Source organism: Miniimonas sp. S16 (assembly GCF_057748195.1).
In genome coordinates this window covers 2,967,906-2,983,535 of sequence record NZ_CM173242.1, presented here as the reverse complement: position 1 = coordinate 2,983,535, position 15,630 = coordinate 2,967,906, and the positions used below count along the sequence as shown (strand labels likewise).

Genomic DNA, 15,630 nt, shown 5'->3' with positions numbered 1-15,630 from the left:
CCGGAGGGCGGCGCTCGGGAAGCGTCCGCGGAAGCGCACGCGACCCGCGGCCCCGCGCCGAACCGTGGTCAGACGGTCCGGGCGAACGCGATGACGGCGTCGGCGATGAGCTGCACCGCGATCGCCGCGAGGAGCATGCCGGCCAGGCGGGTCACGACGGTCACGCCGCCGTCCTTGAGGATCCGGTGGATGATCCCGGCGAACCGCATCGCGAGGTAGAGACACGCGTGCACGAGCAGGATCGCGACCATGATGACGGCCCATGCGGCCGGACTGCGGTCGGAGTTCTCCACCGCGAGCATCGACGCGACGATCGCGCCGGGGCCCGCGAGCAGCGGAGTCCCGAGCGGCACGAGCGCCACGTTCACCCCCGTCGCCGACGGCGAGGGGTCCTCCGCCTTGCCGGTGAGCAGGTCGAGCGCGACGAGCAGGAGGAGCAGCCCGCCCGACGCCTGGAAGGCGGGCACCGAGACGTGCAGGAAGTCGAAGATGAGACGCCCGAACAGCGTGAACGCGATGATGACGCCGAGGGCGACGAGCACCGCCTGGCGTGCCGCGGAGATGCGCTGGGCGCGCTGCATGGAGGAGGTGAGCGCCAGGAACACCGGAACCGTGCCGGGGGGATCCATGATGACGACCAGCGTGAGGAAGGTCGTCACGCCGAGGGTGACCAGCTCGGGACTCATCGCACCACCGCCGTCCGGCCCAGCGCCTCGATCTGCGCGAGCACCTCGGGCGTAGTGAGGTTCTCCCCCAGCTCGTTCTTCTTGCCGGTGCCGTGGAAGTCGCTCGCGCCCGTCACGAGCAGGCCGAGGCTGCGGGCCACGGCGCGCATCCGACGGCGCTGCTGCGGCGTGTGGTCGCGGTGGTCGACCTCGAGGCCCACCAGGCCCGCGTCCGCGAGCCCGGCGATCTCCTCCCCCGTGAGCGTCGCGCCGCGCCTGCCCGCGGCGGGATGCGCGAGCACGGGCACGCCGCCCGCTGCCAGCACGAGGCGCACCGCCTCGAGCGACGTCGGAGCCTGGTAGGGGATGTCGTACGGGCCGTCGTTCGCGAGGATCGTCGCGAACAGCGCGTCACGGTGGGTGGCGACGCCGTTGGCGACCAGTGCGTCGGCGATGTGGGGCCGTCCGACGGTCGCGCCGGGCGGGGTGTGCGCGACGACGTCCGCCCAGGTCAGCGGGTAGTCCCGACCGATCAGCTCGGTCATCCGGCGCGCGCGGTGCTCCCGCGACGTGCGCGCCGCCGCCATGCTGTCGCGCAGCGGCGCGTCCTCGGGGTCGTGCAGGTACGACAGCAGGTGCACGCCGAGCGCGCCGTCCTGGCAGGACACCTCGGCACCGCGCACGAGCGCGATCCCGACGGCGAGCGCCGCCTCGGTCGCCTCGGCCCACCCCGCGGTGGTGTCGTGATCGGTGAGGGCGACGCCGTCCAGCCCGGCCTCGCTCGCGGCGCGCACGAGCGCCGCCGGGCTCAGCGTCCCGTCGGAGCAGGTGGAGTGGGTGTGCAGGTCCAGACGCACGAGGGTCTAGGCTACCGGCCGCCCCGCGGCGCCCCGCTCCGCGGATCTCGCCTCCTCCGGGTGCTCGGGCGCCCCCGGCGTGCCCCCTTCCCTCCCAGCAACGTCCAGAACGGCCTGTGGCGACGAGAACGGCCCGCTGCGGGCCGTTCTCGTCGCCACAGGCCGTTCTCGCTGCGACGGGACGGTCGGGGTCTTTCCCTGAAGACCGTTCTCGCCGCCACAGGCCGTTCTCGTTGCGCGTGGTGGTGGCCCGTCGGAGTGGGACCATGGAGGGCATGACGCAGGAGCACCCGGGGGCGTCCGCGAGCCACCACGCGCAGCCCCAGCCCGAGGACTTCACCTCCGACCAGCCGGTCGCCGATCGCGGCAGCAACCGCTCGCACCGACCCAGCTCGGACGCCTTCCGCGCGTTCATGCGCGAGTCGTGGGCACCGCGCGAGGCGACGTTGCCCGAACGCCACCCCGCGGCCGACCACGCCGCCGACCGACGCGCGCGCCTCGGTGCCGAGCTCGCCGGCAGCACCCTCGTCGTCCCCGCCGGCCCGCTCAAGGTCCGCTCCAACGACACCGACTACGCGTTCCGCCCGCACGCGGCGTTCGCGCACCTCACCGGGCTCGGCACCGACCTCGAGCCCGACGCCGTGCTCGTGCTCCACGCGCTGATCCCCGCCGAGTCAGACGAGTCCGACGAGACGGCAGACGACGCGACCGACGCGACGCCCACCGACTCCCACGCCGCGCCCACCCACGAAGCCGTCCTCTACACCCGCCCGATGGCCGGCCGCGACAGCGAGGAGTTCTACGGCGACGCCCGCTACGGGGAGTTCTGGGTCGGCCGGCGGTGGACGCTGGACGAGGCCGAGGCGCTCACCGGGCTGCGCGCGGCCCACATCGACGACCTGCGCGACGCGCTCGCCAAGGACGCGGGCAACCCCGAGATCACGGTGCGCGTCCTGCGTGGGGCGGACGACGCCGTCGCGAGCCTCGTCGACGTGGTGCTCGCCGAGCACGGGCGCTACGAGGAGGACCGCGAGCACGACGACGAGCTCGCGACCGCCGTCTCCGAGCTCCGCCTCGTCAAGGACGAGTGGGAGATCGACGAGCTCCGCGCGGCCGTGGCCGCCACCGTCGAGGGCTTCGAGAAGGTCGTGGCCGAGCTGCCGCGCGCCGTCGGGCACCACCGCGGCGAGCGCGTCGTGGAGGGGATCTTCGCGGCGAAGGCGCGCGAGGAGGGCAACGCCGTCGGGTACGACACGATCGCGGCCGGCGGCGACCACGCCACGACCCTGCACTGGATCCGCAACACGGGCGCGCTGCGCGAGGGCGAGCTGCTGCTGCTGGACGCGGGCGTCGAGGTCGACTCCCTCTACACGGCCGACGTCACGCGCACGATCCCGGTGGACGGCACGTTCACCGAGGTGCAGCGGCGGGTCTACGAGGCGGTGCGCGAGGCGGCGGACGCGGCGTTCGCCGTCGTGCGCCCCGGCGCGCACTTCCGCGACGTGCACGCCGCGGCCATGCGGGTGCTCGCGCACCGGCTCGAGGAGTGGGGCCTCCTGCCCGTCAGCGCCGAGGAGTCCCTCACGCCCGCGGGTCAGCAGCACCGCCGGTGGATGCCGCACGGCACGAGCCACCACCTCGGCCTCGACGTGCACGACTGCGCGCAGGCGCGCGCCGAGATGTACCTCGACGCCGTGCTCGAGCCGGGCATGGTCTTCACGATCGAGCCCGGCCTGTACTTCAAGGCCGACGACCTCGCCGTGCCGCCGGAGTACCGCGGCATCGGCGTGCGCATCGAGGACGACGTCCTCGTGACGGCGGACGGCTGGGAGAACCTCTCGGCGGCGCTGCCGCGCACGGCGGACGACGTCGAGGCCTGGCTCGCGCGTCTCCTCCCACCCGCGTGAGCCTCGGCGAGGCGCCGGGCGCGGCGTCCCGTGCGGTGACCACGCCCGACGGCGAGCCCGCCGTGGCGACGTCGGCTCGCCGTCGGGCGTGGGTCGCCGGGGCGGGTGCGGGCGCCGTCGTGACGGGCGTGCTGTGGCTGTTCTCCGCACGGCAGTGGGCCCTGTACCGCGTCCCGAGCTGGGACCTGGGGATCTTCACCCAGGTGCTGCGCGCCTACTCGGAGCTGCGCTCGCCCGTGGTCACCATCAAGGGCGAGGACTTCATGATCCTCGGCGACCACTTCCACCCCCTGCTCGTGGTGCTCGCGCCGTTCTACGCGCTGCACCCCTCGGGGTTCACCCTGCTCGCGGCACAGGCGGTGCTGTTCGGCCTCACCGCTGGGATCGTCACGTGGGCCGCCGTGAAGCACGTGGGGTGGTGGGGCGTCGCGATCGGGCTCGCGTGCGGCCTGAGCCACTTCGTGGTCGAGGCGCACGCCGCCCAGTTCCACGAGGTCGCGCTGGCGATGCCGCTCCTCGCGATGGCCATGGCGATGCTCGTCGACCGGCGCGGCGTCGCGGCGTGCGCCTGGGCCCTCCCGCTCGTCCTCGTGAAGGAGGACCTCGGGCTGACGGTCGCCGCGGTGGGCGTGGTGGTGGCGATCCGCGCGGCGTCCTCGCGCGAGCGCCGGGCGGGTCTCGCGACGGCGGCGTTCGGCGTGCTCGCGTTCGTGGTCATCACGCAGTGGGTGCTGCCGGCGCTCAACCCCGACGGCGTGTGGGACTACGCCGACGACTCGATCCTCTCGCTCGCGCTGTCCGACCCCGGGGCGGCCCTCACCCGCCTGGGCACGGGCTTCGGCGTCAAGGCCGGGACGGTGCTGCTGGCGCTCCTCGTGACCGGCGTCGTGTGCGTGCGCTCGCCGCTCGCGCTCGTCGCGCTCCCGACGCTGGCGTGGCGGGTGTCCTCCGACGTCGCCTACCACTGGGGCATGCACTTCCACTACGGCGCGGTGCTCGCGCCGATCCTCTACCTCGCGCTCGTGGACGCGCTGGGGCTGCTCACGCGCGACGGCTCCCGGGGCGTCCGACGGCGCTGGCTCGTGCCGGCCCTCGGCGCCGGCACGCTCGCGCTCACGCTCCTGCTGCAGCCCCGGTTCGCGCTGTGGACGCTGACGCAGTCCGACACCTGGGCGCCGAACGCGCGCGCTGCCACGCTGCGCGAGGCCGAAAACCAGGTGGCCGACGGCGAAGCCGTCGACATGGACATCACCCTCATGGCCTACCTCGCGCCGCGCGCCGAGGTGTACTGGATCGGCAACACCAACCCCGTGCCGGACGTCGTGGTCATCGACCGGTCCAGCGGGGTGCTGCACCCCCCGCCGGACGACGTCGCCGCGTATGCCGGGCAGCTGTTCCCCGGCACGACGTGGGAGACGGTCTGGGACACCTTCCCGGTCGGGGTCGCCCGGCCGGTCGGATAGGTCAGCGCTCGGGGCGCGGCTCGGGCTGGTCCGAGGTCTGCTCCGGCGTCTGCCCGGGCGCCTGCTGAGGCAAGCTCTCTGTCGGCGCCGCGTCCTCGATGCGCTGGCCGTAGCGCGGCGGCTCGGTCGCGGCCGCGGGCGGCACGACGGGCGCGCTCGGCGCGGCCGGACCGGTCGGCGCCGACGGGGCGCCCATCGACCCGAACTCGGGCTGGGACACCTGCGTCGGCCGCTGCGCGGCGGGCGGGTAGGCGGTCGCCCCGACAGGACCGGTGGGCCCGACCGGCGCGACCACGGCGGGCCGGGCGCCGTCCGACGTCGAGATGCCTGCCTGGCGCAGCCGGTTGCGGGCGTCCCCGGCGAGGTCGGGCAGGCACAGCACCGCGTACCGGCCGGCCACCACCTGTGACGAGGACGCGAAGTCCCGCCGCCCGCCGGTGAACGCGTACGACACCACGCCGAGCAGCATCCCGAACGCGCCGCCGATGAGGACGCAGGTGAGGATCGTGCCGAGGAGGTTGCTGCCGCCGAAGAGGCTGAACATTAGTCCCACGAAGAGGCCGAACCAGAGGCCGGACGCGGCCCCGGCGAGCGCGACGCGCGAGTACGTGAGGCGTCCGGTCACGCGCTCGACCATCTGCAGGTCGGACCCGACGATCGTGACGGCCTGGACCGTGAACGCACCGTCGGCAAGCACGTCCACCGCCTTCTGGGCCTCGAGGTAGGTGGCGAACGAGGCGATCTCGACACCCTGCGGCGGGGTCGGGACGCGCAGGGCACGGGAGTCGTTCATCGTCATGGCGCCCATTGTCCCCCGAAACACCGCCGCACGGCGGATCCACAGCCGATCCCGGCCGTTCGGGAGTGCCCGAGTAGGATCGCAGGGTCGACGAGAGGGGCTTGCGATGGCCACCACGGACACGAGAACGACGCGGCACACCGAGGCCGAGGCTGCCGACCGGCTGGCGTTCGCGGACGCCGCGCTGGGCGCCGCGGGCCACGAGGTCACCGACCCGGTGCTGAGAGAGCTGCTGGCGCAGCAGGCGAGCGGTGAGATCACCGGCGACGAGGCTCGCGAGCGAAGCCGTCGGCACATTCTCGGCCGCTGACCTCGTCGGTCGATGGCGCGCCGGAAGCCGCTCCACCGCACCTGGGACGACCGGGGATCACCCCGGCGCCGTCGACCGCGTGACGCACGGGCCTGCCGGGCGCGCACCGGCACCTAGGCTGGCCCCGTGAGCACTCCCTCCCGCGTCTTCGCGGCCCGCCTGGCGGGCACGGCGGTCTTCGACCCCAACCGCGACCGGGTGGGCAAGGTCCATGACGTCGTCGTGGTGGAGCGCACCAACGGTGCGCTGCGGGCGGTCGGGCTCGTCGTCGAGGTCGCCGGCCGGCGCCGGGTGTTCGTCCCGCTCTCCCGGGTCACGTCGATGGACCCCGGCGCGGTCATCACCACCGGCCTGCTCAACATGCGCCGCTTCGAGCAGCGCGGGAACGAGCGCCAAGTCGTCGCGGAGCTGCTCGACCGCACCATCACGCTCGCCGAGAAGGACGGCGGCGGGCAGGCGCGCCTGGAAGACATCGGTTTCGAGCTGCGCCGCGGTCGCGACTGGGACGCAACGAAGCTGTTCGTGCGCCGCACCGCCTCGCGCGGGCTGTTCCGCCGGGGCGAGACGCTCGTCGTCGAGGCCGACTCGGTGCTCGGCCTGCAGGGCACGCAGGAGAACCAGGGCGCGGCGTCGCTCATCGCGACGCTCGACGGCCTCAAGGCCGCCGACGTAGCCGAGGTGCTGCACGACCTCCCTGGCACGCGCCGGGTCGAGGTCGCCTCCGAGCTCGACGACGAACGCCTCGCGGACGTGCTCGAGGAGCTCTCCGAGGAGGACTCGGTGGAGATCCTCACCGCGCTGGAGTCCGACCGCGCGGCGCGCGTGCTCGACGCCATGCAGCCCGACGACGCCGCCGACCTCGTGGGCGAGCTGCCCGAGGACACCGCGCGCGAGCTGCTGGAGCTCATGGAGCCCGAGGAGGCCGACGACGTGCGCCGGCTGCTCGCCTACGGCGAGCACACCGCGGGTGGCCTCATGACGACCGAGCCCGTCATCCTCGGCCCGGAGGCGACGATCGCCTCCGCGCTCGCGCACGTGCGCCGTCGGGACCTCGCACCCGCGCTCGCGACGCTCGTCTTCGTCGCGCGGCCGCCGCTCGAGACGCCCACGGGGCGGTTCCTCGGCGTCGTGCACCTCCAAGCGATGCTGCGCGAACCGCCGCACGACGCCGTCGGGACGCTGCTGGACTCCGACGTCGAGTGGGTGCTGCCCACCGATCCGCTCGGCAAGGTGACCCGCCTCATGGCGACGTACAACATGACGGCACTGCCCGTGCTCGACGGCGAGCGCCGCCTGCTCGGCGCCGTGTCGGCGGACGACGTGCTCGACCGCCTGCTGCCGGACGACTGGCGCGACGCGGACGACGAGGTGACCGACGCGTCGCTGACCCCGGGGGTCACCCGTGGCCGGTGAGCGCGAACGCCTCGACACCCCGCTGGACCGGCGCGGCTCGATCCTGCGCTCGTTCCGGTCCTCCGACGGGGACTCGATGGGCCGGGTGTCGGAGAGCATCGCGCGCTTCCTCGGCACGCCGAGCTTCATCATCTGGCTCACGATGTTCTGCATCGTGTGGATCCTGTGGAACACCCTCGGTCCCGAGCTCATGCGGTTCGACTCCGCCTCCAACGGCTTCACCGCGCTCACGCTCATGCTCTCGCTGCAGGCGTCCTACGCGGCACCGCTGATCCTGCTCGCGCAGAACCGCCAGACCGACCGCGACCGCGTGGCCGCCGAGCAGGACCGCCAGCGCACCGAGCGCAACCTCGCCGACACCGAGTTCCTCGCCCGCGAGATGGCCGCGCTGCGCCTCGCGCTGCAGGACGTCGCGACCCGCGACTACCTGCGCGGCGAGCTGCGCGACCTGCTGGAGGAGGTGCGCGAGGAGATCCGCACCGAGGTGCGGGAGGAGATCCGCACCGAGGTGCGCGCAGACATCCGGGCGGCGCTGCGCGGCGAGGAGCCGGCGGAGCCCGAGGCGCCGCGCGAGCCCGACACCCGGCGCAAGAAGAAGCGCAAGCCGCGCCCGACGGCGGCGCCGGTCGTGGCGCCCGTCGAGCCGGCGACCGACGCCGCCGACGCACCCGCGCCCGACCCCGCGCCCTGAGCCACCCCACCCCACCGGTCTCCACCGGTCTCCACCGGTCTCCACCGATCGGTGGCTGCCCCCGCCGACACGGGGCGAGCACGCTGGGCCCATGACCAGCACACCACGCCACCCGAGCCCGACACCGCCCGCCGTCGTCGTCGCCGGGCTGCACAAGCACTACGGCGCCTTCCGCGCCGTCGACGGCCTCGACTTCACCGTGGCCGCCGGTGAGACGTTCGCCCTGCTCGGCCCGAACGGTGCGGGCAAGTCCACCACCGTGGAGATCCTCGAGGGCTTCCGCCGCCGCACGTCGGGCACCGTCTCGGTCCTCGGCGAGGACCCCGGTCAGGCCGGCCGGGGCTGGCGCGCCGACCTCGGCATGGTGCTACAGGAGCTGCCGGAGGGTGAGGTCTACGGCTCCTACACCGTGCGCGAGCAGCTCGCCCAGCAGGCGCGCTACTACCCGAACGCACGCGACGTCGACGAGGTGATCTCCGCCGTCGGGCTCACCGCCAAGGCGGGCACGCGCATCCGCACGCTCTCGGGCGGGCAGCGCCGCCGCGTGGACGTCGCGCTCGGGATCATCGGCCGCCCGCGCCTGCTGTTCCTCGACGAGCCGACCACCGGCTTCGACCCCGAGGCGCGCCGGGAGTTCTGGGACCTCATCCGGTCGCTGTCCTCCGACGGCACCACCATCCTGCTCACCACCCACTACCTCGACGAGGCGGCCGTGCTGGCCGACCGCGTCGGCGTCATCATCGGCGGGAAGATGCGGGCGCTTGGCCGCGTCGACGAGATCGGCGGCGAGGCCGCCCGTGTGCCCGTCGTCAGCTGGCGCGAGGACGACGGCGAGCACCGCTCCCAGCGCACCGAGACTCCCGCGGCGCTCGTCGCCGAGCTGCGGACGCGGCTCGGCGAGCCGCGCGACCTCGAGATCCGCCGGCCGACGCTCGAGGAGCTCTACCTCGACCTCGTCCGCGAGCACACCACCGCCACGAAGGAGCAGGCAGCATGAGCGCGAGCACCGGCACCACGACTAGCACCAACACCGGCACGGCACCCTCGCGCGGACGCACCGCGCACCCGGGCGGGCGTCCCGGCTCCCTCGCCACCGCGATCCGCCTGGCGCCGAGCCGCATCGGCTACGAGGTGCGCGGCTACTTCCGCCAGGGCGACACCGTCTTCTTCACGTTCCTCTTCCCGGTGCTCATGCTCGCGCTGTTCTCCTCGATCTTCTCCGGCGACCTCTCCCCCGCCGGCCTCACGGGCGACCCCGCGAACGGCACCGACACGGTCTCGATGTCCACGTACTACCTCGCGGGCATGGTCGCGGCCGGGCTGCTGCTGTCCGGGGTGCAGAACCTCGCGATCGACATCGCGCAGGAGAAGTACAACGGCCGCCTCAAGCGGCTCGGCGGCACCCCGATGAGCCCGGTCACCTACTTCCTCGGCAAGCTCGGCCAGGTCTTCGTGACCGGTGTGCTCCAGGCGGCGCTGACGATCTCGGTCGGCGTGCTCGCGTTCGGCGCGAGCCTGCCCACCGACGCCGGCAGCTGGCTCACGTTCGCGTGGGTGTTCGTGCTCGGGCTGACCGGCAGTGCGCTGCTCGGCGTCGCGCTCTCGTCCGTGCCCCGCTCGGGGCGCTCCGCGGGCGCCGTGGTGATCCCCGTGGTCCTCGCGCTGCAGTTCATCTCGGGCGTCTACGTGGCCTCGTTCCAGCTGCCCGAGTCGGTCCAGCACCTCGCGAACCTGTTCCCGCTGGCGTGGCTGGCCCGCGGGATGCGCTCGGTCTTCCTGCCGGACGACTTCGCCTCCCTCGAGCTCGGCGACTCGTGGAACCTCGGCCAGGGCGCGCTCGTGCTCGCGGCGTGGCTGATCGTCGGATTCGTCGCCTCGCGCCTGACGTTCCGGTGGAACCGACGCGACGCGTGAGGCGATGATCCCCCGCTCGCGGCGCCCGGCGCCGGCGGCAGAGTCGGGAACGACACTGCCGTCGGCGCCCGTGGCGCCGCACAATGGGCCCGTGCTCCTCATCTCGCGCTGGTGGGACGCCGGCGTGGTGGCCGCGGCCGTGCTGGTCGCGGCGCTCGCCGTCGCCACCACCGAGCCCACGCCCTGGGTGACCGTGACCGCGCTCGCCGCGCTCGCCGTCGCGCACGTGCTCCTCGGCCGGCGCGCAGTCCGCGCCGAGGGCACGGCGCTGGCCTACGGCTACGCCGCGATCGTGGTGGTGTGCGTGGGCGTCGCGTGCGCGGGCGCCCCGATCGCGGCGATGGTGCAGATGGTCGCCTACCCCGTGATCTGGATGGTCTCGCCGACCGTGCGGGTCGCGCTGGGCTGGAACGCCGCGATGGCGCTGGCCGTGTTCGTGGGCACAGGATGGACCGGGGACTGGACGGACGGCCTGCTCACGGCGCTGCTGTCGTGCGCGATGAGCGTCATGGTCGGGCTGTGGATCACCCGGATGGCGACCTACGGCGCCGAGCGGGACGCGCTCATCGCGGAGCTGCGCGCCACGCAGGACTCCGTCGCGGCGCTGGAGCGCCAGGCGGGTCAGGACGCCGAGCGCGAGCGGGTCGCCCGCGAGATCCACGACACGATCGCGCAGAGCCTCACCGGCCTGGTCATGGTGGCCCAGCGGGCGCAGCGCGAGGCCGCACAGCGCGAGGCCGGCGGGGAGGCCCCGGACGCCGCGCGCGGCGCCGAGAACCTCGCCGTCATCGCCGAGCTCGCCACGGAAGCGCTCGGCGAGGCGCGCGCGCTCGTCGCCGGGTACTCCCGCGGCGGCGCGCTGACCGAGTCGCTCGCGCGGCTGGCCGAGGGCTTCGAGCGCGAGACGGGCGTGCGCGTGACGCTGACCGACGAGCGCGTGGACCGCGCGCTGTCCCGCGAGCAGGAGGTCGTGCTGCTGCGGTGCGCCCAGGAGTCGCTCGCGAATGTCCGCAAGCACGCGCGCGCGAGCCATGTCCTCGTGCGCCTCACCGACACCCCGGCCGCGACGGCGCTGACCGTGACCGACGACGGCGTGGGGCTGGGTCCCGACGGCGCCGTGCCGTCGAGCTGCGCGCCGGGCGAGGGCCGCGGCCTGCCCGGCATGCGGCAGCGGCTCGCGCTCGCCGGCGGAACGCTCGAGATCGGCGCGGGCGACGGGGTGAGCCCGCGGGAGGGGACGCGCGTACGGGTGTCGCTGCCGCACGCCGTCGTGGCGCCGGCCGAGGCTCCCGGCGTCGCTGCACCACCGGTCGAACCACGCGCCGAGGCCGTCCGGTGACGGCGGGGCTGCGGGTGCTCGTCGTCGACGACCACCCGGTGGTGCGGTCGGGCATCGTCGGGCTGCTGCGCACCGAGCCGGGCATCGACGTCGTGGGCGAGGCGGGCGACGGCGCCAGCGCCGTGACCCTCGCGGCGCAGACGCGCCCCGACGTCGTGCTCATGGACCTGCGCATGCCCGTGCTCGACGGCGTGGCCGCCACGCGCCGGATCCTCGCCGACACCTCGGCCGGCCCACCGCCGCGGGTGCTCGTGCTCACGACGTACGAGTCCGACGAGCAGATTCTCGCCGCCATCGAGGCCGGCGCCAGCGGCTACCTGCTCAAGGCCGCGCCGCCGGAGGAGATCCTCGCGGGGCTGCGGGCCGTGGCCGCGGGCAGCGCCGCCCTCTCTCCGTCAGTCGCCGCGACGCTCGTGGCGCAGGTGCGGACCGCGCGCTCGAGTGCGGGTGAGGGCACCCCCGGGCGAGGCGGGCCGGAGGACCGGGGCGGGCTCGCCGTCGGGCTCACGCCACGGGAGCTGGAGGTGCTGGCGCTCGTGGCGCAGGGCCGGTCCAACCCGGCGGTCGGGCGTGCGCTGCACATCGGTGAGGCGACCGTGAAGTCGCACCTGCTGCGCGTCTTCGCGAAGCTCGAGGTCTCCGACCGCACCCGCGCGGTGACCCGCGCCCAGGAGCTGGGCCTCCTGTGACGCACCCGTGCGGCGTGATCGCGCCGATCGGGGCGCCCGGGCCAAGTACCGTGGGTCTATGAGCTCAGCAGCATCGCCCGGCCCGATCACCGTCGCAGTCGTCAACGACTTCGAGCTGGTAGTCCGGGGCGTCGCGGCGATGCTGCAGCCGTACGCCGACCGGGTCACCATCGCCGAGCTCGACGCGAACGTCGGCGTCTCGCAGGACGTCGACATCGCGCTGTACGACACGTTCTCCATGCCCAACCTCGAGGAGCCCGTGACCGGCAACGGCGTCGAGGACGTCACGCACGACCCCAAGGTCCGCCGTACGGTGCTCTACACGTGGGGCACGGACCCGGCGCTCGTCGCCAAGGCGCGCGCCCGCGGCTTCGACGCGACGCTCGCCAAGAACCTCGACGCCCTCGAGCTCGTCGAGGCCCTCGAGCGCGTGCACGCGGGCTTGCCGATGCTCGAGCCCAGCGGCGACCCGGCGGCGGAGCCGCACACCGGGGACTGGCCCGGACGCCGCGAGGGCCTCACGGCCCGTGAGGCGGAGATCGTCGTGCTTGTCACCGAGGGCCTGTCGAACAACGAGATCGCGGCCCGGACGTACCTGTCGATCAACTCGGTGAAGTCCTACATCCGCACGGCCTACCGCACGATGGGCGTGACCACACGGAGCCAGGCGATCCTGTGGGGCATCGACCACGGGTTCGCGCGCGACCGCGCGCGCGTCCGCCCGATGAGCGACGCGCACTGAGCCGGATCGCCTGAACGGCCTCGTCCGGGCCGACCTCGCCTACGCGAACGGGTTCGCGGTGAGCGTGTACTTGGTCTGCAGGTACTCGTGGATGCCCTCGGCACCGCCCTCGCGCCCGAGTCCGGAGAACTTCCAACCGCCGAAGGGCGCGGCCGCGTTCGACACGACTCCCACGTTGAGTCCCATCATCCCGGTCTCGAGCCGCTCGATCATGCGCTGACCGCGCTCCAGACGCTCGGTGTAGACGTAGGAGACGAGGCCGTACTCGGTGTCGTTCGCGAGCCGCACCGCCTCGTCCTCGGTGTCGAACGGCACGACGGCGAGCACCGGTCCGAAGATCTCCTCGCGCAGGATCTCGCTGCCCGGGCGGACGTCCCCGACGACCGTCGGGGCGAAGAACGTGCCCGGCCCCTCGATCGCGCTGCCGCCCGTGTGCAGCGTCGCGCCGCGCGAGACGGCGTCCTCGACGAGCTGCGTGGCCTTGGCGACCGCGCGGTCGTCGATGAGCGGACCGATCGCGACGCCGTCCTGCGTGCCGCGGCCCACCCTGAGCTCCCGCACCTTCGCCGTCACCCGCGCGGTGAACTCGGCCACCACGCTGCGGTGCACGAGGAACCGGTTGGCGGCGGTGCACGCCTGCCCAATGTTGCGGAACTTGGCCGCCATCGCGCCCGCGACCGCCTTGTCCAGGTCCGCGTCGTCGAACACCACGAACGGCGCGTTGCCGCCGAGCTCCATGGAGGTGCGCAGCACGCCGTCGGCGGCCTGGCGCAGCAGCGCCTGCCCGACGGGGGTCGAGCCCGTGAACGAGAGCTTGCGCAGCCGCGGGTCGCGGATGATCGGCTCGGAGACCGCACCCGACGTCGAGGTCGTGAGCACGTTGACGACGCCGACCGGGAGCCCGGCCTCCTCGAGCAGCGCGACGAACGCGAGCGTGGTGAGCGGCGTGAGTTCGGCAGGCTTGACCACGACGGTGCAGCCGGCCGCGAGCGCCGGGGCGATCTTGCGCGTGGCCATCGCGAGCGGGAAGTTCCACGGCGTGATGAGGTAGCACGGGCCGACTGGGTGCTGCGTGACGACCACGCGACCGGTGCCCTCGGGGTTGGCGCCGTACCGGCCCGCGATGCGCGGCGCCTCCTCGCTGAACCAGCGCAGGAACTCGGCGCCGTAGGTCACCTCGCCGCGGGCCTCGGCCAGCGGCTTGCCCATCTCGATCGTCATGAGCAGCGCGAAGTCGTCGGCCCGCGCGGTGAGGAGGTCGAACACGCGGCGCAGCAGCTCCCCGCGCTCGCGGGCCGGGGTGGCGGCCCAGTCCGCCGCGGCGGCGCACGCGGCGTCGAGGGCGGCGCCGCCGTCGGCGACCGAGGCGTCCGCGATCTCCTTGACGACCTCGCCGGTGGCCGGGTCTCGCACCTGGAGCGTCGCGCCGTTCTCGGCTGCGCGCCACTGCCCGCCGATGAAGAGGCCGTCCGGCACGTTCGCCAGGACTTTGGCCTCGCTGTCCTCGCGGGCCTCGCCGTTGATGCCGTTGTCGGTCATGGGACTCCCTCGTCGCAGTCGTCGGCGTTTCCCCGATCCTAAGCAGCATGCCCGCGAGGCGCAGACAGGGAGCCGCACGTCCCGGCTCCCCGTCCGGGCGTCTGCCTAGACTCGAGCAGTGAGCGTCCTCGTCGAGTCCGTCCGGTCCGCCCTCGACGGCGTCCTGGACCCCGAGATCCGCCGTCCGATCACCGAGCTGGACATGGTCAAGGACATCGCCGTCGACGACGGCGACGTCCGCGTCACCGTCGCCCTCACCACCGCGGGTTGTCCGCTCCGCGACACCATTACCGCGAACGTCACCGACGCCGTCGAGGCGCTCGACGGCGTGCGCACCGTCGCCGTGACCCTCACCGTCATGACGGACGAGGAGCGCAAGGCGCTGCGCACCACGCTGCGCGGCACCGACGCCGAGCCCGTCATCCCGTTCGCGCAGCCGGACTCCCTCACCCGCGTGATCGCCGTGTCCTCGGGCAAGGGCGGCGTCGGCAAGTCGACGGTGACGGCGAACCTCGCCGTCGCGATGGCGCGCGAGGGGCTGCGCGTCGGCGTGCTCGACGCCGACATCTACGGCTTCTCCCTGCCTCTCATGCTGGGCGTCACGCACACCCCGACCAAGGTCGAGGACATGATCCTGCCGCCCGTCTCGCACGGGGTGAAGGTCATCTCGATCGGCATGTTCGCGCCCCCGGGACAGCCCATCGTCTGGCGCGGGCCGATGCTGCACCGCGCGCTGCAGCAGTTCCTCGCGGACGTCTTCTGGGGCGACCTCGACGTGCTCCTGCTCGACCTGCCCCCCGGGACCGGCGACATCGCCATCTCGGTCGCGCAGCTCGTCCCCGGTGCGGACCTCCTCGTCGTGACCACGCCGCAGCAGGCCGCCTCCGACGTCGCCGCGCGCGCCGGCGCGATGGCGCAGCAGACGCGCCAGCGCGTCATCGGCGTCGTCGAGAACATGTCCTGGCTCACCCAGCCCGACGGCTCACGGCTGGAGCTCTTCGGCTCAGGCGGTGGGGCCGCCGTCGCCGGCACGCTCACCACGACGCTCGGCTATCGGGTACCGCTGCTCGCCCAGATCCCCCTCGACGTCTCGGTCCGCGAGGGCGGCGATACGGGCCACCCGGCCGCCGGGGCCGAGGATCCCGCGGACGACGGCGAAGGTGCGGCCGCGCTGCGCGAGCTCGCCCGTTCGCTGGCCGCGACGCCGCGCGGCCTCGCCGGGCGTCGCCTCGGCCTCAGCGTCGTCTGAGAACGCCCGCCCCATCCCGCCGGATCGGGACGCGCGCGCCGTCGACCCGACGC

At 73.9% G+C, this 15,630-nt stretch carries 15 protein-coding genes; 11 read left to right on the top strand and 4 right to left on the bottom strand.

All coding sequences use genetic code 11. The features are described from left to right. Positions 1 to 68: 68 nt before the first annotated feature. Positions 69 to 686, bottom strand: a complete 618-nt coding sequence (locus tag AC3AQ1_RS13100; protein WP_108719345.1) for a MarC family protein — start codon at positions 684 to 686, stop codon at positions 69 to 71. After that, positions 683 to 1,522 carry a PHP domain-containing protein gene (locus tag AC3AQ1_RS13095; protein ID WP_108719344.1) on the bottom strand — a complete coding sequence of 280 codons (840 nt, stop codon included), beginning with the start codon at positions 1,520 to 1,522 and terminating at the stop codon, positions 683 to 685. Before AC3AQ1_RS13095 ends, AC3AQ1_RS13100 begins: the two co-directional genes overlap by 4 nt. A 275-nt stretch (positions 1,523 to 1,797) precedes the next feature. Here AC3AQ1_RS13095 and AC3AQ1_RS13090 point away from each other — a divergent pair, with 275 nt between their 5' ends. Together AC3AQ1_RS13090 and AC3AQ1_RS13085 are read left to right on the top strand one after the other, a co-directional pair. Then, positions 1,798 to 3,429 (top strand): aminopeptidase P family protein, encoded by a 1,632-nt coding sequence (locus AC3AQ1_RS13090; protein ID WP_108719343.1) that lies wholly within the window; start codon positions 1,798 to 1,800, stop codon positions 3,427 to 3,429. Beyond that, complete coding sequence (locus tag AC3AQ1_RS13085; protein ID WP_159096546.1) at positions 3,426 to 4,892, top strand: DUF2079 domain-containing protein; 1,467 nt, start codon at positions 3,426 to 3,428, stop codon at positions 4,890 to 4,892. Before AC3AQ1_RS13090 ends, AC3AQ1_RS13085 begins: the two co-directional genes overlap by 4 nt. A gap of 1 nt (position 4,893) precedes the next feature. Here AC3AQ1_RS13085 and AC3AQ1_RS13080 read toward each other — a convergent pair whose 3' ends face one another. After that, the gene (locus AC3AQ1_RS13080) at positions 4,894 to 5,691 is read right to left on the bottom strand and encodes a YflT domain-containing protein (protein WP_108720216.1); all 798 of its coding nucleotides are present in this window, start codon (positions 5,689 to 5,691) and stop codon (positions 4,894 to 4,896) included. A 106-nt stretch (positions 5,692 to 5,797) separates the two neighbouring features. On the opposite strand from AC3AQ1_RS13080, the gene AC3AQ1_RS13075 reads away from it, so the two are divergent. The 8 genes from AC3AQ1_RS13075 (at position 5,798) to AC3AQ1_RS13040 (ending at position 12,789) form a co-directional block, all read left to right on the top strand. After that, the gene (locus AC3AQ1_RS13075; protein WP_108719341.1) at positions 5,798 to 6,001 is read left to right on the top strand and encodes a hypothetical protein; all 204 of its coding nucleotides are present in this window, start codon (positions 5,798 to 5,800) and stop codon (positions 5,999 to 6,001) included. Between the two features lie 126 nt (positions 6,002 to 6,127). Beyond that, complete coding sequence (locus AC3AQ1_RS13070; RefSeq protein WP_108719340.1) at positions 6,128 to 7,414, top strand: magnesium transporter MgtE N-terminal domain-containing protein; 1,287 nt, start codon at positions 6,128 to 6,130, stop codon at positions 7,412 to 7,414. Continuing rightward, complete coding sequence (locus tag AC3AQ1_RS13065; RefSeq protein WP_234417510.1) at positions 7,404 to 8,105, top strand: DUF1003 domain-containing protein; 702 nt, start codon at positions 7,404 to 7,406, stop codon at positions 8,103 to 8,105. The genes AC3AQ1_RS13070 and AC3AQ1_RS13065 overlap by 11 nt, the downstream gene beginning before the upstream one ends. Positions 8,106 to 8,196: 91 nt before the next feature. Beyond that, positions 8,197 to 9,102, top strand: a complete 906-nt coding sequence (locus tag AC3AQ1_RS13060) for an ABC transporter ATP-binding protein (RefSeq protein ID WP_108719339.1) — start codon at positions 8,197 to 8,199, stop codon at positions 9,100 to 9,102. After that, positions 9,099 to 10,019 carry an ABC transporter permease gene (locus AC3AQ1_RS13055; protein ID WP_108719338.1) on the top strand — a complete coding sequence of 307 codons (921 nt, stop codon included), beginning with the start codon at positions 9,099 to 9,101 and terminating at the stop codon, positions 10,017 to 10,019. The genes AC3AQ1_RS13060 and AC3AQ1_RS13055 overlap by 4 nt, the downstream gene beginning before the upstream one ends. A 91-nt stretch (positions 10,020 to 10,110) precedes the next feature. Next, a complete protein-coding gene (locus tag AC3AQ1_RS13050; RefSeq protein ID WP_159096545.1) occupies positions 10,111 to 11,358 on the top strand; it encodes a sensor histidine kinase in 1,248 nt (415 codons plus the stop codon). Further along, positions 11,355 to 12,047, top strand: a complete 693-nt coding sequence (locus AC3AQ1_RS13045; protein WP_108719336.1) for a response regulator — start codon at positions 11,355 to 11,357, stop codon at positions 12,045 to 12,047. Before AC3AQ1_RS13050 ends, AC3AQ1_RS13045 begins: the two co-directional genes overlap by 4 nt. A gap of 58 nt (positions 12,048 to 12,105) precedes the next feature. After that, positions 12,106 to 12,789 (top strand): response regulator transcription factor, encoded by a 684-nt coding sequence (locus AC3AQ1_RS13040; protein WP_108719335.1) that lies wholly within the window; start codon positions 12,106 to 12,108, stop codon positions 12,787 to 12,789. A 39-nt stretch (positions 12,790 to 12,828) separates the two neighbouring features. Here the strand turns inward: AC3AQ1_RS13040 and AC3AQ1_RS13035 are convergent, their stop codons facing one another. After that, positions 12,829 to 14,328, bottom strand: coding sequence for an NAD-dependent succinate-semialdehyde dehydrogenase (locus AC3AQ1_RS13035; RefSeq protein WP_108719334.1), 1,500 nt, complete (start codon positions 14,326 to 14,328; stop codon positions 12,829 to 12,831). Positions 14,329 to 14,446: 118 nt separating this feature from the next. On the opposite strand from AC3AQ1_RS13035, the gene AC3AQ1_RS13030 reads away from it, so the two are divergent. Continuing rightward, on the top strand, positions 14,447 to 15,577 hold the full coding sequence (locus tag AC3AQ1_RS13030; protein ID WP_108719333.1) for an Mrp/NBP35 family ATP-binding protein: 1,131 nt from the start codon (positions 14,447 to 14,449) through the stop codon (positions 15,575 to 15,577). Positions 15,578 to 15,630: the final 53 nt, after the last annotated feature.